Annotated in this window: 22 protein-coding genes and 1 tRNA gene; 11 read left to right on the top strand and 12 right to left on the bottom strand. The window is 74.4% G+C overall.

From position 1 onward, the window contains the following. Nucleotides 1-26: 26 nt before the first annotated feature. A tRNA-Lys gene (locus tag ACZ6PY_RS01330) sits at nt 27-101 on the bottom strand. A gap of 123 nt (nt 102-224) precedes the next feature. On the opposite strand from ACZ6PY_RS01330, the gene ACZ6PY_RS01335 reads away from it, so the two are divergent. Both ACZ6PY_RS01335 and ACZ6PY_RS01340 read left to right on the top strand, forming a co-directional pair. Further along, on the top strand, nt 225-524 hold the full coding sequence (locus tag ACZ6PY_RS01335) for a hypothetical protein (RefSeq protein ID WP_466068184.1): 300 nt from the start codon (nt 225-227) through the stop codon (nt 522-524). A 36-nt stretch (nt 525-560) separates the two neighbouring features. Next, nucleotides 561-1,643: an NAD-dependent epimerase/dehydratase family protein gene (locus tag ACZ6PY_RS01340; RefSeq protein ID WP_466068186.1), complete on the top strand. Its 1,083-nt coding sequence runs from the start codon at nt 561-563 to the stop codon at nt 1,641-1,643. Nucleotides 1,644-1,688: 45 nt separating this feature from the next. Here the strand turns inward: ACZ6PY_RS01340 and ACZ6PY_RS01345 are convergent, their stop codons facing one another. The 5 genes from ACZ6PY_RS01345 to ACZ6PY_RS01365 form a co-directional block, all read right to left on the bottom strand. Further along, nucleotides 1,689-2,879, bottom strand: coding sequence for a hypothetical protein (locus ACZ6PY_RS01345; protein WP_466068188.1), 1,191 nt, complete (start codon nt 2,877-2,879; stop codon nt 1,689-1,691). A gap of 103 nt (nt 2,880-2,982) precedes the next feature. Next, nucleotides 2,983-3,732, bottom strand: coding sequence for a ZIP family metal transporter (locus ACZ6PY_RS01350; protein ID WP_466068190.1), 750 nt, complete (start codon nt 3,730-3,732; stop codon nt 2,983-2,985). Nucleotides 3,733-3,771: 39 nt separating this feature from the next. Next, complete coding sequence (locus ACZ6PY_RS01355; RefSeq protein ID WP_466068192.1) at nt 3,772-4,971, bottom strand: GNAT family N-acetyltransferase; 1,200 nt, start codon at nt 4,969-4,971, stop codon at nt 3,772-3,774. A gap of 51 nt (nt 4,972-5,022) precedes the next feature. After that, nucleotides 5,023-5,742 (bottom strand): PP2C family protein-serine/threonine phosphatase, encoded by a 720-nt coding sequence (locus tag ACZ6PY_RS01360; RefSeq protein ID WP_262283429.1) that lies wholly within the window; start codon nt 5,740-5,742, stop codon nt 5,023-5,025. Nucleotides 5,743-5,835: 93 nt separating this feature from the next. Further along, a complete protein-coding gene (locus tag ACZ6PY_RS01365; RefSeq protein WP_466068194.1) occupies nt 5,836-6,399 on the bottom strand; it encodes a helix-turn-helix domain-containing protein in 564 nt (187 codons plus the stop codon). 59 nt (nt 6,400-6,458) lie between these two features. On the opposite strand from ACZ6PY_RS01365, the gene ACZ6PY_RS01370 reads away from it, so the two are divergent. Then, nucleotides 6,459-7,667, top strand: a complete 1,209-nt coding sequence (locus ACZ6PY_RS01370) for a benzoate/H(+) symporter BenE family transporter (RefSeq protein ID WP_466068195.1) — start codon at nt 6,459-6,461, stop codon at nt 7,665-7,667. 66 nt (nt 7,668-7,733) lie between these two features. Here ACZ6PY_RS01370 and ACZ6PY_RS01375 read toward each other — a convergent pair whose 3' ends face one another. The 4 genes from ACZ6PY_RS01375 to ACZ6PY_RS01390 all read right to left on the bottom strand — a co-directional run bounded on the left by ACZ6PY_RS01375 (nt 7,734) and on the right by ACZ6PY_RS01390 (nt 9,648). Further along, complete coding sequence (locus ACZ6PY_RS01375; protein WP_466068196.1) at nt 7,734-8,099, bottom strand: hypothetical protein; 366 nt, start codon at nt 8,097-8,099, stop codon at nt 7,734-7,736. A gap of 29 nt (nt 8,100-8,128) precedes the next feature. Beyond that, the gene (locus ACZ6PY_RS01380; RefSeq protein ID WP_091264120.1) at nt 8,129-8,377 is read right to left on the bottom strand and encodes a hypothetical protein; all 249 of its coding nucleotides are present in this window, start codon (nt 8,375-8,377) and stop codon (nt 8,129-8,131) included. A gap of 77 nt (nt 8,378-8,454) precedes the next feature. Beyond that, the gene (gene mscL, locus ACZ6PY_RS01385; RefSeq protein ID WP_466068199.1) at nt 8,455-8,925 is read right to left on the bottom strand and encodes a large conductance mechanosensitive channel protein MscL; all 471 of its coding nucleotides are present in this window, start codon (nt 8,923-8,925) and stop codon (nt 8,455-8,457) included. Between the two features lie 39 nt (nt 8,926-8,964). Beyond that, on the bottom strand, nt 8,965-9,648 hold the full coding sequence (locus tag ACZ6PY_RS01390) for a FadR/GntR family transcriptional regulator (protein ID WP_466068200.1): 684 nt from the start codon (nt 9,646-9,648) through the stop codon (nt 8,965-8,967). A gap of 49 nt (nt 9,649-9,697) precedes the next feature. Between ACZ6PY_RS01390 and ACZ6PY_RS01395 the strand changes: the two genes are divergently transcribed. Then, nucleotides 9,698-10,990, top strand: a complete 1,293-nt coding sequence (locus tag ACZ6PY_RS01395; protein WP_466068202.1) for an MFS transporter — start codon at nt 9,698-9,700, stop codon at nt 10,988-10,990. A gap of 10 nt (nt 10,991-11,000) precedes the next feature. On the opposite strand, the gene ACZ6PY_RS01400 is transcribed toward ACZ6PY_RS01395, so the two are convergent. Continuing rightward, on the bottom strand, nt 11,001-11,357 hold the full coding sequence (locus tag ACZ6PY_RS01400) for an STAS domain-containing protein (RefSeq protein ID WP_466068204.1): 357 nt from the start codon (nt 11,355-11,357) through the stop codon (nt 11,001-11,003). A 160-nt stretch (nt 11,358-11,517) separates the two neighbouring features. Between ACZ6PY_RS01400 and ACZ6PY_RS01405 the strand changes: the two genes are divergently transcribed. From ACZ6PY_RS01405 to ACZ6PY_RS01430, 6 genes are read left to right on the top strand one after another with little or no spacing between them, the layout of a single operon-like run. Then, nucleotides 11,518-12,378 carry an STAS domain-containing protein gene (locus tag ACZ6PY_RS01405; protein WP_466068206.1) on the top strand — a complete coding sequence of 287 codons (861 nt, stop codon included), beginning with the start codon at nt 11,518-11,520 and terminating at the stop codon, nt 12,376-12,378. Further along, nucleotides 12,378-12,788 carry an STAS domain-containing protein gene (locus ACZ6PY_RS01410; RefSeq protein WP_313723572.1) on the top strand — a complete coding sequence of 137 codons (411 nt, stop codon included), beginning with the start codon at nt 12,378-12,380 and terminating at the stop codon, nt 12,786-12,788. Before ACZ6PY_RS01405 ends, ACZ6PY_RS01410 begins: the two co-directional genes overlap by 1 nt. Further along, nucleotides 12,785-13,204, top strand: coding sequence for an ATP-binding protein (locus ACZ6PY_RS01415; RefSeq protein WP_466068208.1), 420 nt, complete (start codon nt 12,785-12,787; stop codon nt 13,202-13,204). The genes ACZ6PY_RS01410 and ACZ6PY_RS01415 overlap by 4 nt, the downstream gene beginning before the upstream one ends. Beyond that, on the top strand, nt 13,201-14,214 hold the full coding sequence (locus tag ACZ6PY_RS01420) for a SpoIIE family protein phosphatase (protein WP_466069362.1): 1,014 nt from the start codon (nt 13,201-13,203) through the stop codon (nt 14,212-14,214). Before ACZ6PY_RS01415 ends, ACZ6PY_RS01420 begins: the two co-directional genes overlap by 4 nt. 32 nt (nt 14,215-14,246) lie before the next feature. Continuing rightward, nucleotides 14,247-15,575 (top strand): ATP-binding protein, encoded by a 1,329-nt coding sequence (locus ACZ6PY_RS01425; protein ID WP_466069364.1) that lies wholly within the window; start codon nt 14,247-14,249, stop codon nt 15,573-15,575. Nucleotides 15,576-15,577: 2 nt separating this feature from the next. Continuing rightward, nucleotides 15,578-17,116, top strand: coding sequence for a SpoIIE family protein phosphatase (locus ACZ6PY_RS01430; protein WP_466068210.1), 1,539 nt, complete (start codon nt 15,578-15,580; stop codon nt 17,114-17,116). An 11-nt stretch (nt 17,117-17,127) separates the two neighbouring features. On the opposite strand, the gene ACZ6PY_RS01435 is transcribed toward ACZ6PY_RS01430, so the two are convergent. Next, a complete protein-coding gene (locus ACZ6PY_RS01435) occupies nt 17,128-17,964 on the bottom strand; it encodes a DUF6597 domain-containing transcriptional factor (RefSeq protein ID WP_466068212.1) in 837 nt (278 codons plus the stop codon). Nucleotides 17,965-17,996: 32 nt separating this feature from the next. Here ACZ6PY_RS01435 and ACZ6PY_RS01440 point away from each other — a divergent pair, with 32 nt between their 5' ends. Further along, nucleotides 17,997-18,563, top strand: a complete 567-nt coding sequence (locus ACZ6PY_RS01440; RefSeq protein ID WP_466068213.1) for a TIGR03086 family metal-binding protein — start codon at nt 17,997-17,999, stop codon at nt 18,561-18,563. Nucleotides 18,564-18,632: the final 69 nt, after the last annotated feature.

The raw sequence follows: 18,632 nt of genomic DNA on the forward strand, positions 1-18,632 counted from the left end.
CCTCGTGAACGTTCGTGGTCACAGCATGGTGGGCCGCCAGGGACTCGAACCCTGAACCTATGGATTAAAAGTCCACAGCTCTGCCATTGAGCTAGCGGCCCGTCCGACCAGGCTACCGGAACCCGCCCGCGCGGGGCTTCCGGCTTCCGCCACCTGTCGATCTTCAGACTCCGCGCCGGCGACCGCCGGGCATGAGGACGCCCCGGTGGGGAACCGGGATACGCATGAGGGTGAGCAGCACCGCCGCGGTGGCGGCGTCCAGCGAGGTGGCCGGGGATGACGGGGCGCGCCGTCCCGGCGGCGAGGTCCATGCCTGGCTGCCGGGCCAGAACCAGACGGTCTGCGGGCTCCAGCTCAGCCGTACCCGGCTGCGTCGCTTTCCCCACGTGCCCTTCGACTACTCGGACACCGACGTGCTCACCGAGGCCGACCCGGAGGGTTACGTCTGCCCGCGCTGCCTGGCCGCCACGCAGGGGCGGCGTGAGGGCGAGAAGAGCTGGGCGCGGACGAACCCCCGTCCGTGAGCGGTTGCTGTCCGCTTCAACGGGTACGGCACCGGTATGCGCATCGTGATCGTGGGGGCCACCGGCAACGTGGGGACGGCGCTGCTGCGCCGGCTGCGGCGGGAGCCCGGGGCGGAGCTGGTCGGGGTGGCGCGCCGGTTGCCCGGGCCGGACGCCGGTGAGCCGTACGACGGGGTGGAGTGGCACTCCTGCGACGTGGGGGCGCCGGACGCGGTGGAGAAACTGGCCGCGGCCTTCGCCGGGGCGCGGGCCGTGGTGCACCTGGCGTGGCAGATCCAGCCCAGCCACGACCAGCGCACCCTGCACCGGACCAACGTGGGCGGCAGCCGGGCGGTGGTCGAGGCGGCCGTCCGGGCCGGTGTTCCCGCCCTGGTGCACGCCTCGTCGGTCGGCACCTACGCGCCCGGCCCGAAGGACCACCCGGTGAGTGAGAACTGGCCGGCGACCGGGGTGGAGACGTCGTCGTACAGCCGGGACAAGGCCGAGGTGGAGGCGCTGCTGGACGGTGTGCAGCGGGAGCGCCCGGAGCTGCGGGTGGTCCGGCTGCGGCCGGGGCTGACCTTCCAGCGGGACGCGGGTACGGAGATCCGGCGTTACTTCATCGGGCCGCTGGCGCCGGTGCGGCTGCTCCGGTACGGCCGGATCCCGCTGGTCCCGACGAACCGGCGGCTGCGCATGCAGGCGGTGCACGCCGACGATGTGGCCGACGCGTACGCCCGGGCGGTGCTGGGTGACGCGCGCGGCGCCTTCAACGTGGCCGCGGATCCGGTGCTGACCCCGGAGCTGCTGGCCCGGCACTTCCACGGCTGGACGGTGCCGGTGGCCGTCCCGGTGCTCCGCGCGGCGGCGGCGCTGACCTGGCGGGCGCGGTTGCAGCCGGTCGACACCGGTTGGGTGGACCTGGCGTTGAACGTCCCGCTCATGTCGAGTGAGCGCGCCGAGCGCGAACTGGGCTGGACCCCGAAGGTCGACAGCGTCACGGCGCTCCGGGAGCTGTTCGAGGGCATGTCCGACCGCGCGGGCGCCACCTCCCCGCCGATGTCCCCGGACCCGACCCTCCCCGGCCGTCCGACGGCCCTCCTGAAGGCCCGGCTCCCCGGCCACAGCAACCCCTACTGAGGTTGCTGCCGCGACGCGCCGACGGCGGTCGCGACAGCCTCAGGATCACCGCGTGAGGCGGGAGCCGGACACCGTGGGTGGGCGGGCGCCCAGGAAGAAGATGCCGGGGTAGCCCTGCGTCTCGAAGCCCTTGCTGGGGTTGTGGCGGAGGGTGGAGGCTTCGATCTTCATGGTGCCGGTGCGGTTGTTGCTGACGAAGAAGACGGCGCCGCCGCCCTCGTTCGCCGTGTTGTCCTCGATGATCGTGCCGGCGATCCGGACGGTGAACTCGTTGCCGTCGCAGTAGATCGCGCCGCCGCTGCCGCCGCCGGGGGTGCCGGACCGGGACGGGTTCGCCCCGGTGCCGACCGCCCGGTTGTCGCGGATCACGCTGTTCAGCACGGTCCAGGAGACGCCGATGCTGCTGGTCGCCGCGCCGTTCGCGCAGACGCCGCCGGTGAAGGTGCTGTTCACGACGTACACCGGCTTGTTGTCGTGCTGGCTGAGCACGCGCAGCGCGGCGCCGCCGAGGTCCGGGCCGGTCCGGTCGCAACGGTTGTTCACGAAGCGCGTGTTGACCACCTTGAGCCGGCCACCGCGTACGAAGATCGCGCCGCCCCCGCCGCCCTCGGTCCGGTCGCCCGTGGAGTTGCCGTCGGCGAAGGTCAGGTTCTGCACGGTGAGCTGCGGGTGGTCCTGGTTCTGGCAGTGCGAGGTGGTCCAGCCCTGCGCCTGGTCGCAGGTGTTCTGGTAGAGGATGCGGCGCTGGCCGCCGCCGCTCAGCGTGACCTTGCCGCCGCCGTCCAGCACGACCCGCGGGCCGTGCGAGTTGACCACCTTCGCGGTCGCCTTCATCGTGATGGTCACCGGGGCCGGGCCGCAGTCGAAGGTGATGATCCCGCCGGCCGCCACGGCCTTCACCACCGCGGCCGAGGTGCAGCTCGCCGGGGTGCCGGTGCCGACCGTACGGGTGGGTCGCGACGTGTCCACGGCCCGCGCCTCGGCGGGGACGCTGGCGTGCCCGTCGGGGTTGCCGGCCCGGAACGCGACAGCTGCGGGGGTCGCGCTGGGCCTGGCGGTGCCCAGACCGGCCCGGGCGCTCGGCGCGCCGGTCGGGGGCGGCGTCGCACCGGCGGCGGCGCCGGTGGTGGTGGCGACCGGCGCGGGCGAGCCTGCCGGCTGGTCGCCTCCGCAGGCGGGCAGCGTCGCGGTGGCGAGACCGAGGACGAGGAGGGTGGCAGCGGACTTCACACGCACCGCCCGATGCTAGGAGGACCGCCCGCCGCCGCACGACTCCGGACCGGATCCTTAACCCGCCGCTAAGCCAACCGGCGGCCACCGGGCCGGGGCCGGGCCGGCGTCAGGCGTGGGACAGCGCGAACGCGACCAGGAAGCCGAGGACGGTGATCAGGCCGACGAGCAGGTGGGCGTCCTCGTACGCCTCCGGAACCATGGTGTCGGTGATCATCGCGAGGATCGCACCGGCCGCCAGCGCGGTGATGCCGGCCAGCAGCGCGGGCGGGGCGCCGCCGAGCAGCGCGTACCCGGCCAGGGACGACACGCCGGAGAGCACGGCGATGCCCGTCCAGAGCAGGAAGACGTAGCGGCGGGTCCGGCCCGCCCGGCGCATGCCGGCGGCGCTGGACAGGCCCTCGGGCACGTTGCTGAGGAAGACCGCGAGCACCGTGACCAGGCTGACCGGGCCGCCGGCCAGCAGGCTCGCGCCGATCACCACCGATTCGGGTACGCCGTCCAGCAGCGCGCCGACCGCGATGGCCGTGCCCGAGCCGGGCTGCTCCTGCTCGGAGGGCTGCACGTCACCGGAGCGCTTGCGGTGCCGCGCCCCGCGCCGGGCCAGCAGGATGTTCGCCCCCGTGTAGGCGAGCGCCCCGAACGTCGACCCGATCACCACCGGCTTCAGCCCGCCCTGCTCGTGGGCCTCGGCGATCAGCTCGAACGAGACCGCGGAGAGCAGCACGCCCGCGCCGAACGCCATGACGGAGGCGATGGCTCGGCGCGGCACCCGCGCGAAGAACCCGACGGCCGCCCCGATCAGCAGGGCCGATCCGGCCAGCAGCCCCCAGAATCCCGCTTCCCACCACTCCGGCACCCGCAGGACCCTACCCCCGGCCCGGAACCGGAAACGGGCTCAGAAGTCGGCGAACAGGTACGGCAGCTCCCGCGGGAAGATCCGGCGCAGCTCGGCGGCCGCGTCGACGGGCACCTCGCCGAGACCGCGCACGGCCACCTCGGCCGGGTCGAGCACCCCGTACGCCAGGGCGGAGAGCCCCGCGGCGGTGAGCCGCGCGGCCGGCACGGTGCCCGCCGCGGCGACGTCCGCCGGAAGCACCTCCAGCGTGCCGGTGGTGCCGTCGAGCAGGTGGGTGCCGGCCAGCCAGCGGTCGCCGACCAGTTCGACGGTGACCCGGCCGGTCCCGACCGGCTGGTCGGCGAGGGCGTCCAGGCTGAGCAGCCGGGCCATCGGTGCGGGTGAGCCGGGCCGGGACACCCGCGCCTCGACGTGCACGGCGAGGTCGGTGAGCCACAGCTCGGGCAGCTCGTCGGCGGGAAGGTCGACGCTGATCCGCTCGACCTGGTCGACGTGGCGGGCGAAGAACTGGAGCAGCGACGCCCGGGCGTACGGGTCGCCGGCCAGCAGGTCGTCGGCGATCAGCGTGCCGCCGTGGTCATCGATCCGGTAGGTGACCGCGCCGACCGTCTCGCCGTCCCGGACGGCGGTGAGCAGCCAGCGGTCGTCCCGGTCGCGCAGCCCGACGGCCCGGAAGTCCGGGAAGCACGCGAACCCGTGCCGCTCGCGCAGGCAGCGTTCGGTGTACGCCCGCCACCGCTCGTAGCCGGCGCCGACCCGCTCCCACACCACCTCGCCGGGCAGCTCGGCCCGGAGCAGCGGGGCCAGGTCCGCGGGGGAGAAGACCGCGGTACGCCGCCGGGGAAGCCCGACGTAGCCGAAGCGCTCGTAGAAGGAGGCGCGGAACGGGTAGAGCGCGGTCAGCGGGTGCCCCTCGTCCCGCATCTCGTCGAGGAGTTGGTGCAGCAGCGTGCGGACGTGCCCGCGCCGGCGGGCCAGCGGGTGGGTGGCCACCCCGGCGACGCCGGCCATCGGCAGCACGGCCCCGCGCAGGTTCTGCCGCATGGGGACCGCCGAGACGGCGGCCGTGGTGATCCCGTCCTCCTCGACGATCAGTGTCCGGTTGCCCGCGTTGTACGGGAGGTACTGGCGGAACTCCTCGGTCCGCGACGTGGCCATCGGCGATGTCTCGAAGGCGTACGCCTGGAGCGGGAAGCTGGTGGTCAGGCGTTCCTCGGCGGCCAAGCGGCGAATGCGCATCCGCCCATCCCAACCCGACCCACGCGGCGGCGCAACCGGAATCGGGCGGGCTCAGGCCTCGGTGACGTCCGAGACCACCACTGTGACGTTGTCCGGCGCGCCGGCCTGGTGGGCGAGCTTCACGAGCTGCTCGCCGCACTGCTGGCGGTCACCGTAGGTGACCAGTGCCGAGGTGATGGCGGCGTCCTCCACGTAGTCGGAGAGGCCGTCGCTGCACAGCAGCAGCCGGTCGCCGGCGAACACGGTGAGCACCCCGACGGCCGGTGGCGCGTCCGAGCCCTGCACCGCCCGGGTGACGAGCGAGCGCTGCGGGTGGTGGCGGGCCTGGTCGGGGGAGAGCGCACCCTGGTCGACCAGGGCCTGCACGAACGTGTCGTCCCGGGTGAGCTGGGTCAGCTCGGTGTCCCGCAGCAGGTAGCAGCGGGAGTCGCCGACCTGGGCGAGGACCAGGGAGTCGCCGGCGAGCAGGGCGGCGGTCAGCGTCGTACCCATGCCGTCGCGCGCCGGGTCGACCGTGATGGCCGCGCGGATCCGCTGGTTGGCCGTGCTCACCACGGCGCGCAGGGCGTCGGCCGCCTCGTCGGGAGCGGTCGGCGGGGTCAGCTCGTCCAGGATGCGGATGACGATCTCGCTGGCCACCTCGCCGGCGGGGAGGCCGCCCATGCCGTCGGCCACCGCCACGAGGCGGTCACCGGCGAGGGCGGAGTCCTCGTTGTTGGTCCGGACGAGGCCGACGTCGTTGAGGATGGCCGAGCGGAGGATCAGCGTCATGGAGACAAGCTTGCCAAGAACATCGGCTCCGCGTCTCTACGCATTGCTGGGTCTGCTGGAAGAAATGTCGCCGGCTTGCACACGCGGTATGTATCAGTCATCCACTGTGGTCGTTCGCGGGTAGCGCAGCAGCAGGCTCGCCCGCACCTCCTCGTCGCCGACGGCGGCGTAGCTGTGCGGCACGTCGGAGGTCCAGCGCAGGTATTCCCCGGGGCCGGCGGTCCCCGGTGCGTCCACCGGGCCGGCGCGGAGCACGCCGGCGAAGACCGTGACGTGCTCGGTGACGCCGGCCTGGTGCGCGGGGGAGAGCTGCGCCGGGCCCGGGGTGACCCGCATCCGGTAGAGCTCGTAGGTCGCGTCGGTGTCGCGGAAGACCTCCAGCAGGGTGGCTCCCACGGCGGCGCCGCGGACGGTCGGCGTCTCCGCTGGGCCGGACAGCACGGCGGTGAGCGGCACGCCGAGCTGGGCGGTGATCGCGTACAGGGTCTCCAGGGTGGGGTTGCGGGTGCCGTTCTCCAGCCCGGAGAGGGTGGCCTTCCCGACGCCGGCCAGCCGGGCGAGCGTGGACAGGGACATCTGCCGCTCCTCCCGGAGGGCGCGGATGCGCCGGCCGACGGCTTCGGCGGTCCGGTCACCGGCTGGTGGGGCAGCTGCCATGGGGGCTATCGTGCTACATCGGTCCGTTCCGTAAACGGAACGGTGGTGAGGGGAGTGCAATGGCCGGTCGACTGCAACCCGTCCTGGCCGGCGTGGTGACCGCCCTGGTCGGCTTCGCCAGCTCGTTCACGGTCGTGCTGGCCGGGCTGCGCGCGGTGGGCGCGGACCGGGCGCAGGCCGCCTCCGGACTGCTCGCCCTCTGTGTCGCCTGCGGCTGCTGCGCGGTCTGGCTCGGCCTGCGGCACCGGCTGCCGCTGGCCATCGCCTGGTCCACCCCGGGCGCCGCGCTGCTCGTCGCCACCGGACCGGTGCCCGGCGGGTGGCCGGCGGCGGTCGGCGCCTTCCTGCTCACCGGCCTGCTGATCGTCGCGGCCGGGCTGGTTCCCGCGCTCGGCCGGGCCGTCGCCGCCATCCCCGCGCCGATCGCCAGCGCCATGCTCGCCGGGGTGCTGCTGCCGCTCTGCACCGCGCCGGTCCGGGCCCTGGTCGAGGTGCCCCGGCTGGCCGGGCCGGTGGTGCTCGCCTGGCTCCTGCTGCACCGGTTCGCCCGCCGCTGGGCGGTGCCCGGCGCGCTCGCCGTGGCGGTGGTGGCCATCGCGCTGACCGCGTCCGGGCCGGCCCGGATCGACGCCGCCCCGGCCGTCGTGCTGACCGCGCCCGCCTGGACCCTGCCCGCGATCGTCGGGCTGGCGCTGCCGCTGTTCCTGGTCACCATGGCCGCGCAGAACGTGCCGGGGACGGCCGTGCTGGCCGGCTACGGCTACCGCGCCCCGCTGGGCTCGGCGCTCCGCGTGACCGGGCTCGCCACCGCGCTCGGCGCGCCGGCCGGCGGGCACGCGGTGAACCTGGCCGCGATCACCGCCGCGCTGGCGGCCGGCCCGGACGCCCACCCCGACCCGGAGCGGCGCTGGATCGCCTCGGTCACCGCGGGGATCGGCCTGGCGCTGCTCGGCCTGGGCGCCGGGGTGGCCACCGCCCTGGTGCTGCTCTCCCCGCCGGTCCTGGTCGAGGCGGTGGCCGGGCTCGCGCTGCTCGGCGCGCTGGCCGGCGCGGTCGCGGCGGCGGTCGCCGAGCCGGACGCCCGGGAGGCCGCCGTGGTCACCCTCGTGGTCACCGCCTCCGGGGTGAGCCTGCTCGGCGTGGGCGGCGCGTTCTGGGGGCTGGTCGCCGGCTGGCTGATGCTCCTGCTGTTCCGCCGCCGGCGCCCGGCCGCGCCACCGGTGGCCGAGCCGGCACCGGAGCCGGCCGCCCCGGCCCGGGCCGGCTGATCAGGCGGGCCCCGTCCACGATCCACCGGCGCACACCGGCAACGGTCTCCTCGACCGTCCGCGGGCTCATTCCTCCGGGGGAAGCTCGCCGGCGGGGACGGTGAGGCGTACGCCGTCGTCGGTGACCGCCGCGATCCGGTCGGCCAGCACGTAGACCGCACCGGTGCGGGCCAGCTCGGTGGAGACCTTGAGGTAGCCCTCGCGCAGCAGCCGGGCGGCCAGGTCGGCGGGCACGTCCGGCTCCTCGGCGGCCGCCGACCCGATCAGCTCGTCCAGGCTGCTGCCGGGGTCCACCGGGGCGGATGCCTGCACGGTCACGGCGGCCGGGTCGCCGCGCTGGACGAGATCCACGGTGCCCACCTCCACGCCGGTGGAGTCGACCACCCGCATGCCTGTGGTGACCCGGGAGACGGTGTCCTGCTGCTGGCTCATACAGGCGCGGTTCCCGAGGCGCGCGGGCGCTAAACGGGCGGGGCCCAGCCGCTCGGCGGGCGGGGGGACAGCTCGCGCCACGTGTCCGGCCCCTCGAGCAGCGCCCGGACCGTCTCCTCGGCCTCGTCGACGCTGGCGTACTCGTAGAACTGGGAGACCCCCTCGGCGCCGCCGGCCCGCTGCTCGACGTGCCAGCGGTCGCCGTCGACCCGGAGGAAGACGTCCCGCCGGGCCAGCCGCCCCCATTTCCCGTTCCACCAGTGCCTGCGCTGCTCCATGCCCGGACTCTATCGAACATGTGTTCGACATGCGTCGGCCCCCGCGGGATTCCCACGGGGGCCGATCGGCTATGGGGTCAGCGCGCGGCCGGGGGCTCCTGCCGGCGGCCGAGCACGTCGTCCAGCGCGCCCCGCTGGGCCGGGGTGCCGTGGTTGCCGGCGAGCAGCGCGTCCCGGATCTCGGTGAGCAGCTTGACCTCTTCGCTGGGCGCCGAAGGCGGGGGCTCCTCGCCGCGCTTGCGCCGCTCGGCGAGCCGGTTCATCGGGTAGACGACCAGGAAGTACAGCGCCGCCGCGGTGAGCAGGAAGGTGATCGCGGCGTTCACGAAGGCCACCCAGTCGAACGGGATGCCCCGGAACTTCGGGGTGGACCCGCTGAGGCCGTTCTTGCTGCCGGTGATCAGCGCGATGAGCACCCGGACCAGCGGTTCCAGGAACGACTTGGTGAGCTGGGTGACCACCCCGGTGAAGGCGGCACCGATGACGACACCGACCGCCAGGTCGACGACGTTGCCGCGCATGATGAAGTCTTTGAAGCCCTTGAGCATCCGCACTCCCGTGCTGTCCGAATTTCCGTCCGGCACAACCTATGCCCGGGAGGGGGCCTCGAGGAAAGCACCGGCCTCGATCGCCGCCCGGGCCGGGTCGCCGTCCCGGATGGCCTCGACCAACCGGCCGTGGTCCACGTACCGCTCGGGCTCCAGGGTCTCGCCCATGGCCTGGGCGACGGTGCTGCGCAGCGCGGTGCCGACCGAGGCGTAGAGCTCGGCCAGCATGGCGTTGTGCGCGGCGGCCACCACGGCGGTGTGCAGCGCGGCGTCCGCCTCGACGAACTCGCCGACCCGGCCGGAGCGCCAGGCGGCCTCCCGGGCGGCGAGCGCGCCGTCGAGCGCCGCCAGGTCCTCGGGGGTACGCCGCAGCGCGGCGAGCCGGGCCGCCTCCACCTCGAAGGCGCGCCGAACCTCGATGACCTCGGCCATCCGGTCGTCGGTGAGCCGGCGGGCCACCACGGGGGCCAGCTCGTCGGTCGACACCACGTAGGTCCCGGAGCCCTGCCGGCACTCCAGCACCCCGGCGTGCACCAGCGCCCGGACCGCCTCGCGGACCGTGTTCCGCCCGACGCCCAGGGCGGCGACGAGCTGGGGCTCGGTGGGGATCTTCGCGCCCACCGGCCACTCGCCGCCGAGGATCCGGCCCCGGAGCTGCTCGATGGTCTGGCGCACCCGGTGGCCGCGCGGCGGCACGGCGACGGAATCGACGGCGGGTGTCAACGGTTACACCTCCTGCCGAAATTCATCCCATGATTGTAGGTTCGAGGTCATGACCCCGCCACCCCCGCCCACCGGAGCTCCCGTCACCGACGCGCCGACCACCGACGTGACCCCCGGGCCGGCCCCGGCCGCCGCCCCCGCGCCGGCGGTCACCCCGGCGCGCGGCGGCCTGCTGGTCCTGGTCGGCATGCTGCTGGTCGCGGTGAACCTGCGCGCCGCGGTGACCAGCCTGGGCGCCCTGCTCGACGAGATCCGCGACGGGCTGGGCCTCTCCGGCGCGACGGCCGGCCTGGTCACCACGCTGCCCACCATCGCCTTCGCCGGTCTCGGCGCGCTCACCCCGTGGCTGGTCCGCCGCTGGCCCGCCGCGCGGGTGCTGGTCGTGGCCATGGTCGCGCTGACCGTCGGGCAGGTGCTCCGCGTGGTCACCGACTCGGCGGCGGTCTTCGTGCTCACCAGCGCGCTCGCGCTGGCCGGCATCGCGGTCGCCAACATCCTGCTGCCGATGCTGGTCAAGCAGCACTTCCCGCACCGCACGGGGCTGGTCACCGGGGCGTACACGATGGCGCTGACCGTGGGCACGACGGTGGCCGCCGCCTCGGCGGTGCCGGTCGCCCACGCCTTCGGCTCGTGGCGGGCCGGTCTCGGCGTGTGGGCCGGGCTGGCCGCGGTGGCCGTACTCCCGTGGGTGCCGCTGGCGCTGCGGACCAGGGCCGCGCGCCGGACGGCGACCCCGGCGGTGGCCGCCGCCGCGCCGGCTCGGGTGCGGCCGGCGCGCACGCGGCTCGGCTGGGCCATGGCGGTGTACTTCGGGGCCCAGTCGCTCAGCGGGTACGCGATCATGGGCTGGCTGGCCCAGCTCTTCCGGGACGCCGGCTACGCGCCGGAGGCGGCCGGCCTGCTGCTCGCCGGGGTGACCGCGCTCGGCGTGCCGGTGGCCCTGGCGATGCCGGCCCTGGCCGGCCGGCTGCCCACGCTGCGCCCGCTGGTGCTGTCGCTGACCGTGTTCTCCACGGCCGCGTACGTCGGCCTGGCGCTCGCGCCGCACGGCCTCGCGCCGCTCTGGGTTCTGCTGCTGGCCTTCGGCCAGGGCGCGTTCCCGCTGATCCTGACCACGATCGGGCTGCGCGCCCGGACCGCCGAGGGCACGGTCGCCCTCTCCGCCTTCGCGCAGAGCACCGGCTACCTGATCGCCGCGCTCGGTCCGCTGCTGGTCGGCATCCTCTACGAGGCGACCGGGGGCTGGACCGCGCCGATCGGCTTCCTGCTGGTGGCGCTCGCCGTGCAGACGGCGGCAGGCATGGTGATCGCCCGCCCCCGGCACATCGAGGACGAGCGCTGAGGGGAGACGGTCAGGAGGAGGCCGGCGTCGGGTCGCCCGCCACGGCCTGCTCCACCGTCGGGTAGGTGTGCAGCACCTCGACCAGGCCGCTGACCTCGAGGATGCGGAGCACGCCGCGCTGCGGGGCGGCCAGCCGGACCACACCGCCGGCCTCGTCGCAGCTGTTCTTGGCGCGCACGAACACCGACAGCCCGGTGGAGTCGCAGAACGACACCTCGGCCAGGTCGAACACGAGGCGGTTGCGCCCCTTGTCCAGCAGGTCCGTGATCTGGTCCTGGAGCTGCGGTGCCGTCGCCATGTCCAGCTCGCCCGCGACCGACACGACGACCACGTCGTCGCGCTGTTCCGTGTGCACCGTCAGGGACATTCGCCGACCTCCTGTGTTCGGTGGAACGGTATCCCACGAAGCTGGCAGCGTGCAGAACGGGAGCCGAGAAGGGTGCCGTCGATCATGTCGTTGCTATGCGACAACTAGTGCCGCAGATGCCGGTGATAGAGTCCGCCAGTCCGGAGTCCAGGAGGTCAAGATGGCATTGAGCGCCGAACAGAGTGGCCGGCTCGCCCGCCTGCTGACCGAGCACGCCGACCGGTTGACCGAGCGCTGGACGGAGATCGTCGTCGGCTCGCTGCGCGGTCGCCTCAGCCAGGCCGAGCTGAGCCGGCAGGTGCGGGAGCTGCACCGGAGCCTGGCCGACGCGGCGGGGAACGGGCTCGCCGACCTGGCCGACGAGCACGGCGGCGAGCTGCGCGCGGTGCTGGCCGAGCTGTCCACGAGCCGGGCGCGGCAGGGCTTCAGCGCCACCGAGACCGCGATCAGCGTGTTCGCCATCAAGGACGTGCTGCTGGAGCTCATGGAGCGGGACCCGGGCGCGGACACCCTGCGCGACTTCGTCGCCTTCTCCGCCCTGATCGACCAGATGGGGCTGTTCACCTTCGAGAGCTTCGTCCGGACCCGCGAGGGCCTGATCGCCGACCAGGCGGAACAACTGCTGGAGCTCTCCACGCCGGTGGTGAAGCTCTGGGAGGGCGTGGTCGCCGTCCCGCTGGTCGGCACCCTCGACTCGGCCCGCGCCCAGGTGGTGATGGAGCGGCTGCTCCAGACCCTGGTCGACACCAGCTCGCCGTACGCGATCATCGACATCACCGGCGTGCCGGCCGTGGACACCCAGGTCGCCCAGCACATCCTCAAGACCGTGGTGGCCGCCCGGCTGATGGGCGCCGACTGCATCATCTCCGGCATCCGGCCGCAGATCGCCCAGACGATCGTCGCCCTCGGCATCGAGTTCGGCGACATCGCCACCAAGGCGAGCCTGGCCGACGCGCTGCGCCACGTGCTGCGCCTGACCGGCGTCGAGACCACCGCCCGCCGCGTACGCCGGGAGTCCTGATGGACCGGGTGCCGATCCTCAAGATCGGCGACATCCTGCTCGTCTCCATCCAGGTCGACATGTCCGACCAGACGGCGATCCAGCTCCAGGAGGACCTGGCCGAGCGGATCGTCGCCACCGGCTCCCACGGCGTGATCATCGACATCACGGCGCTGGACATCGTCGACTCCTTCGTCGGCCGGATGCTCTCCACCATCGCGTCGATCTCCAAGGTGCTCGACGCCGAGACGGTGGTGGTCGGTATGCGTCCCGCCGTCGCCATCACCCTGGTCGAGCTCGGGCTGTCGCTCAACGGCATCCGTACCGCGCTGAACGTCGAGCGGGGCATGGAGCTGATCGCGGCGAACCGCGGCGACGAGTGGGACGAGGCGGACGGCGACGAGGACGTCGAGACGACGGCCACGTCATGACCGCCGGCGTCGACCTGGGCGTGCCGGCGACCCAGGCGATCCGCAGCGACGAGGACGTGGTCCGGGTGCGGCAGCTGGTGCGTACCACCGCCGTCGCGGTCCGGCTGTCCCTGGTCGACCAGACCAAGCTGGTCACCGCCGCCAGCGAGCTGGCCCGCAACACGCTGATCTACGGCGGCGGGGGCACCGCCGAGGTGACCACCGTCGAGGACGGCCGCCGGCGCGGGGTCCGGATCGTCTTCGCCGACGAGGGGCCGGGCATCCCGGACCTCGACGCGGCCCTGACCGACGGCTTCACCACCGGCGGCGGGCTGGGCCTGGGGCTCAGTGGCGCCCGCCGGCTGGTCGACGACTTCGACATCTGGACCGCCGTGGACGAGGGCACCCGGATCACCGTCACCAAGTGGTCCCGATGAACGCCGACGTGGTCACCGACCACGGTCTCTGGTTCCGCATCGAGAGCGGCGCCACGGCGAGCAGCGTGCGGCGGGCCGCGGAGCGGCTCGGCCGGCAGCTGGAACTCGGCGAGCAGTGCGTCGCCGACCTGGCCATCGTCGCCGCCGAGATCACCAGCAACCTGGCCAAGCACGCCCAGCTGGGCACCCTGCTGCTCCGGCCGGTACGCCGGATGGGGCGGGCCGGGGTGGAGCTGGTGGCGATCGACTCCGGCCCCGGCATGGCCGACCTCGCCCTCTCCTCCGCGGACGGGCACTCCACCACCGGCACGCTCGGCATCGGCCTGGGCGCGATCGTCCGGCAGGCGAGCCGGTTCGACGGCTACTCCCTGCCCGGCCGGGGCACGGTGCTGGCCGTCCAGGTCTGGGACGGTCCGGCCCCCGAGCCGGACTGGGCCGGTGCGCTGGTCCGGCCGATCACCGGCGAGCAGGTCAGCGGCGACGGCTACGCGGTGCGGGTGGTCGACGGCCGGCGGCAGGTGCTGGTCTGCGACGGCCTGGGACACGGCCCGCTGGCGGCCGCGGCCACCGGGGCCGCGGTGGCCGCGTTCCGGGCCGCGCCGGCCGGGTCGCCGGGCACCGTGGTGCAGCACCTGCACCGGTCCATCGGGCACACCCGCGGCGCCGCGCTGGCGGTGGCCGAACCGGACCTCGTGTCGGGCTTGCTGCGGTACGCCGGGCTGGGCAACATCGCAGCCATGATCGTGGCGGCGGGTGAGCGGCGGCGGGGCCTCGTCTCGCTGCCCGGCATCGCCGGACACCAGCGCCCCTCGGTGCGCGAGTACGACTACCCGTTCCCGGCCGGCGCGACCCTGGTCATGCACAGCGACGGCGTGGTGGACCGCTGGGACCTGGCCGACTACCCCGGCCTGGCCGGCCGCCCGCCGCTGCTGGTCGCCGCCACCCTGCTCCGCGACGCCGGGATCCGCCGCGACGACGCCTGCGTCCTGGTCGCTCGGGCGGAGCCGTGACCCGAGCGGGCGCCGCGGAACCGCTGCTGCACATGGCGCTCCGGGTGGAGCACGACATCTTCCTGGTCCGGCAGCGCGGCCGGGAGGTGGCCGCCGCCGTCGGGTTGGAGCACCAGGACCAGGTACGCCTGGCCACCGCGCTCAGCGAGGTGGCCCGGGACCTGCTGCGTGCGGTCGGCGGCGCGGACGTCACCTTCGCGGTCGCCGGCGACGCCCACACCGGCCGGCCGATGCTCCGGCTCGACCTGGCGCCGGCCCGCCCCCTGCCCGGCGGCCGGTACGAGCCGCAGTCCGGTTCGGTGGCGCGTCTGGTGGACATGCTGGGCGTGGTGACCGACGGGGGCGATACGGTCGTGAGGATGTCCCGACGAGTCCCGCCCCACGCGCCGCCGCTGACGCCGGAGCGTCTCGACCAGCTCCGGACCGAGCTGGCCGCCAGCGCTCCGGGCACTGCCCTGGACGAGCTGGCCGCGCAGAACGCCCAGCTCATCGCCGCCCTCGACGAGGTGCGCAGCCAGCGCGACGAGCTGGAGGTGCTCAACTCCGAGCTCCAGGAGACCAACCGGGGTGTGATGGCGCTCTACAACCAGCTCACCGAGGAGCTGGAGGCGACCAACCGCGGCGTGGTGGCGCTCTACGCCGAGCTGGACGAGAAGTCCGCGCAGCTCCGGGCGGCCAGCGAGTCGAAGAGCCGGTTCCTGGCCAACGTGAGCCACGAGTTGCGCGCCCCGGTCACCGCGATCATCGGGCTGGGCCGCCTGCTCGCCGACTCCGCCTCCGACCCGCTCACCGCCGAACAGGCCCGGCAGGTGGGGCTGATCCGGTCCTCCGCGGCCGACCTGCTCGGCCTGGTCAACGAGCTGCTCGACCTGGCCAAGGCCGAGTCGGGCCGGCTCGAGCCGAACTGGGTCGAGGTGGACCTGCGGGCGATCTTCGGGCAGCTCCGCGGCACCCTGCGGGCGCTGGCCACCCGGCCGGCCGTGGAGCTGGTGGTGGAGGAGCCGCCCGCCCCGGCGACGCTCCGCTCGGACGAGGTGCTGCTCGCCCAGGTGCTGCGCAACCTGCTGCACAACGGCCTGAAGTTCACCGAGCGGGGTGAGGTGCGGCTGCGGGCGGAACGCCGGGACGACCGCTGGTCGCTGTCGGTCAGCGACACCGGCGTGGGAATCCCGCCGGAGCTGCACGAGCGGATCTTCGAGGAGTTCTACCAGGTGCCGGGCACGACCCGGGTCGGCGGCACCGGCCTCGGCCTGCCGTACGCGCGCCGGCTGGTCACGCTGCTCGGCGGGACGCTGGAGCTGGCCAGCGAACCCGGCCGGGGCAGCACCTTCACCGTGCACCTTCCCGCGGGCGGAGCCTGACGGTGGAGGGCGGCCCGGCGACCGTGCTGGTGGTCGACGACAGCAGTCCGAAGCGGTACCTGCTGGTGAGCTGGTTGACCCGGGCCGGCTTCGCGACCATCGAGGCGGAGAACGGCGCCGAGGCGCTGGACCGGGTCCGCAAGGACCGGGTCGACCTCGTGGTGCTCGACGTCCGGCTGCCGGACATGAGCGGCTTCGAGGTCTGCGAGCTGATCAAGGAATTCAGCACGTCGATCCCGGTCATCCACGTCTCCGCGCACGCGGTGGACGTGGTGGACCGGGCGCAGGGGCTGACCCGGGGCGCGGACGCCTACCTGGCCGAGCCGATCGAGCCGGAGGAACTGGTCGCCACCGCGCACGCGGTGCTCCGCTACTACCAGGCCCGGCAGCGGGCCGAGCTGCTGGCCGAGCGGCTGGCCGCGCTGGCCGACGCGACAGTGGAGATGCACGCCGCGTCGGGCTTCGTCCGGCTGCTGGAGGCGGCGGCCGCCGGAGCGGCACGGATCTTCAAGAGCCCCGCGGCGGTGATCGCGGAGACGTTCGACGGCGACTGCCTGGCCGGGGTGGCCGCCGGCCCGGGGGCGCCGGCGGTGATCCTGCCGTGGACGGTGGACGGCACCGGGCTCCCGATCGGCACCCGGGTGCGGATCGACGAACCGGGCGCCTGGGACCTGACCGCCTGGCCCGCCGGCGACACGGTGACCGTGGCCGCCGCCCGGCTGCGGGAGGACCGGGCTCCGCTCTACGTGGTGGTGCCGACCGCCACCCAGACCGTACGGACCCCGGTGCTGGTGCAGCTCGCCCAGGCAATCGCCTCGGCGGTCGAGGCCCAGCGCTCCTTCGACCAGGAGCACCGCATCGCGGTGACCCTCCAGCGCAGCCTGCTGCCGCGCCGGCTGCCCGAGATCGCCGGCCTCGACCTGGCCGTCCGCTACGAGCCGGCGAGCGCCCACACCGAGGTGGGCGGGGACTTCTACGAGCTGGTGATGCTCGACGGGCACCTGCTCATGGCGATCGGCGACGTGGCCGGGCACTCGCTGCACGCCGCCACGGTGATGGCCGAGCTGCGGCACGCGGTGCGCGCGTACGCGGTCGAGGGGCATCCGCCGGGCGTGATCCTGGACCGGGTCAACGAGCTGATGCGCACCCTGCTGCCGGCCGAGCTGGCCACCATCTGCGTGTTGCTGCTCGACCCGGGCAGCGGCCTGATCCGGCTGGCCAGCGCCGGGCACCTGCCGGCCCTGGTCAGCGGCGACGGGCGGACCGAGTTCGTGCAGCAGTCGGCACCGCTGCTCGGGGTGCGCGCGCCCCGCCCGCCGGACCTGGAGTTCGTGCTGCCGGCCGGATCCACGCTGGTCCTCTACACCGACGGGCTGATCGAGCGGCGGGACGCCACCATCGACGAGGGCATGGCCGCGCTCGCCGCGGTGGCCGCCCGGGTCGACGACGACCTCGACCAGTTCTGCCAGCGGCTGCTGGTCGAGCTGGCGCCGCCGGAGATCCACGACGACGTCGCGGTGGTCGCCGTCCGCCGCCGCTGAACCTTTCCGGGTCACCGGCCGCGCGAGGCCGCCAGCGAGCGGGCGTACGCGGCCGGCGACACCCCGGCCACGGCGGTGAACTCGCGGACCAGGTGGGCCTGGTCGGCGTACCCCAGGTCGGCGGCGACCCGCGACCAGTCCAGCGGCCCGGCGGCGGCCTGCTCGATGGCCTCCTGGAGCCGGTAGCGGCGGATCACCCACTTCGGACCGACGCCGACGTGGTCGAGGAACAGCCGCTGGAGCCGCCGGGTGGAGATGCCGTGCCGCCGGGCGAAGTCGTCCACGCGCAGGACGCTCCGGTCGGCGCGGATCTCCTCCACCAGGGCGGTGGCCTCGGCGGTGAGCGGGTCCGGCGCCGGCTGCCAGGCGGTGAGCAGGTCGTCCAGCCGGCGGCACCGCTGCGCGTCGGTGCCCGGGCAGACCGGCCCGGCGGCGAACGGCGCGGCGGGGGCCGGGCCGGCCGGCGGTGGACCGGCGGGCAGCGGGAGGCGCCGGCCGGTCAGCTCGGAGACCGGGCGGCGCCAGAAGGGGCGGAAGCCGCCCGGGCGGAACTGCACGCCGGTGACCCGGCCGGTGCCGTGCAGGGTGGCCGTGAACAGGCCGGTGTCCACGCCGGCGATCTCGCCGTGCTCCGCCTCGCCGGCCTGGGCCTGGAACACCACGTTGACGGCGGGGTGCGGGACGAGCCGCTGCTCGAACGGCGCGGTGAGGTCCCAGTCGATCAGCCAGTAGTGCTCGACCCACGGGCGCAGCGCCGGGGCGGGCAGCCGGCGCCGGAAGTGGACCCGCCGCCGCAGCCGGCCGGGGTCGAGGATGCCCCGGGTGTCCCGCCGCGGTTCGTGTCGCATTTCTTCAAGACCGCCCTCATACGCTGGTCCCTATGACCACGAAGACTAGTGAGCTGCTGGCCGCCGCCGCGCCCCGGACGGTGGCGGTGGTCCAGGGCATCTCCGACGACCAGCTCGGCCTGCCCACCCCGTGCCCGGACTACACGGTGCGTGACCTGCTCAACCACCTCTTCGACGTGGTGGTCAACTTCCAGGACCTGGCCCGCCGGCGGGAGGTCGACTGGGCGGCCAAGACCGACCACCTCACCGAGGGCTGGCGGGACCGGTTCGCGACCGAGGTCGAGCGACTGACGCGGGCGTGGTCGGATCCGGCGGCGCTGGAGGGCGTCTCGCAGGGCATGGGGCTGCCGCAGGAGACCGTCGGCGACATGGCCCTCATCGACCTCACCGTGCACGGTTGGGATCTCGCCCGGGCGACCGGCCAGCGGCTGGAGGTCGACCCGGCGGTCCTCGCGGCGGGGCACGGCTTCATGGACCGGATGGGCGACACCGGGCAGAAGATGGGCGCCTTCGGGGAGCCGGTCCCGACCAGCGCCGAGCCGACCACCCTGGACGCCCTGCTCGGGCGGACCGGCCGCGACCCCTCCTGGACCCCCTGACCCGACCGGCCCGTGCGGCGACCCGCCGTACGGGCCGCTCTTGACACCACTATTCGCTCAATGAATAGT

The sequence above is a fragment of the Micromonospora sp. NPDC048907 genome (genome assembly GCF_055586885.1).

Excerpts from the sequence above, each read along its gene's own strand:
- ACZ6PY_RS01335 (WP_466068184.1), top strand. The coding sequence starts at position 225 with ATGAGGGTGAGCAGCACCGCCGCGGTGGCGGCGTCCAGCGAGGTGGCC.
- ACZ6PY_RS01340 (WP_466068186.1), top strand. The coding sequence starts at position 561 with ATGCGCATCGTGATCGTGGGGGCCACCGGCAACGTGGGGACGGCGCTG.
- ACZ6PY_RS01355 (WP_466068192.1), bottom strand. The coding sequence starts at position 4,971 with ATGCGCATTCGCCGCTTGGCCGCCGAGGAACGCCTGACCACCAGCTTC.
- ACZ6PY_RS01360 (WP_262283429.1), bottom strand. The coding sequence starts at position 5,742 with ATGACGCTGATCCTCCGCTCGGCCATCCTCAACGACGTCGGCCTCGTC.
- ACZ6PY_RS01365 (WP_466068194.1), bottom strand. The coding sequence starts at position 6,399 with ATGGCAGCTGCCCCACCAGCCGGTGACCGGACCGCCGAAGCCGTCGGC.
- ACZ6PY_RS01370 (WP_466068195.1), top strand. The coding sequence starts at position 6,459 with ATGGCCGGTCGACTGCAACCCGTCCTGGCCGGCGTGGTGACCGCCCTG.
- ACZ6PY_RS01375 (WP_466068196.1), bottom strand. The coding sequence starts at position 8,099 with ATGAGCCAGCAGCAGGACACCGTCTCCCGGGTCACCACAGGCATGCGG.
- ACZ6PY_RS01380 (WP_091264120.1), bottom strand. The coding sequence starts at position 8,377 with ATGGAGCAGCGCAGGCACTGGTGGAACGGGAAATGGGGGCGGCTGGCC.
- mscL (WP_466068199.1), bottom strand. The coding sequence starts at position 8,925 with ATGCTCAAGGGCTTCAAAGACTTCATCATGCGCGGCAACGTCGTCGAC.
- ACZ6PY_RS01395 (WP_466068202.1), top strand. The coding sequence starts at position 9,698 with ATGACCCCGCCACCCCCGCCCACCGGAGCTCCCGTCACCGACGCGCCG.
- ACZ6PY_RS01400 (WP_466068204.1), bottom strand. The coding sequence starts at position 11,357 with ATGTCCCTGACGGTGCACACGGAACAGCGCGACGACGTGGTCGTCGTG.
- ACZ6PY_RS01405 (WP_466068206.1), top strand. The coding sequence starts at position 11,518 with ATGGCATTGAGCGCCGAACAGAGTGGCCGGCTCGCCCGCCTGCTGACC.
- ACZ6PY_RS01410 (WP_313723572.1), top strand. The coding sequence starts at position 12,378 with ATGGACCGGGTGCCGATCCTCAAGATCGGCGACATCCTGCTCGTCTCC.
- ACZ6PY_RS01415 (WP_466068208.1), top strand. The coding sequence starts at position 12,785 with ATGACCGCCGGCGTCGACCTGGGCGTGCCGGCGACCCAGGCGATCCGC.
- ACZ6PY_RS01420 (WP_466069362.1), top strand. The coding sequence starts at position 13,201 with ATGAACGCCGACGTGGTCACCGACCACGGTCTCTGGTTCCGCATCGAG.
- ACZ6PY_RS01425 (WP_466069364.1), top strand. The coding sequence starts at position 14,247 with ATGGCGCTCCGGGTGGAGCACGACATCTTCCTGGTCCGGCAGCGCGGC.
- ACZ6PY_RS01435 (WP_466068212.1), bottom strand. The coding sequence starts at position 17,964 with ATGCGACACGAACCGCGGCGGGACACCCGGGGCATCCTCGACCCCGGC.
- ACZ6PY_RS01440 (WP_466068213.1), top strand. The coding sequence starts at position 17,997 with ATGACCACGAAGACTAGTGAGCTGCTGGCCGCCGCCGCGCCCCGGACG.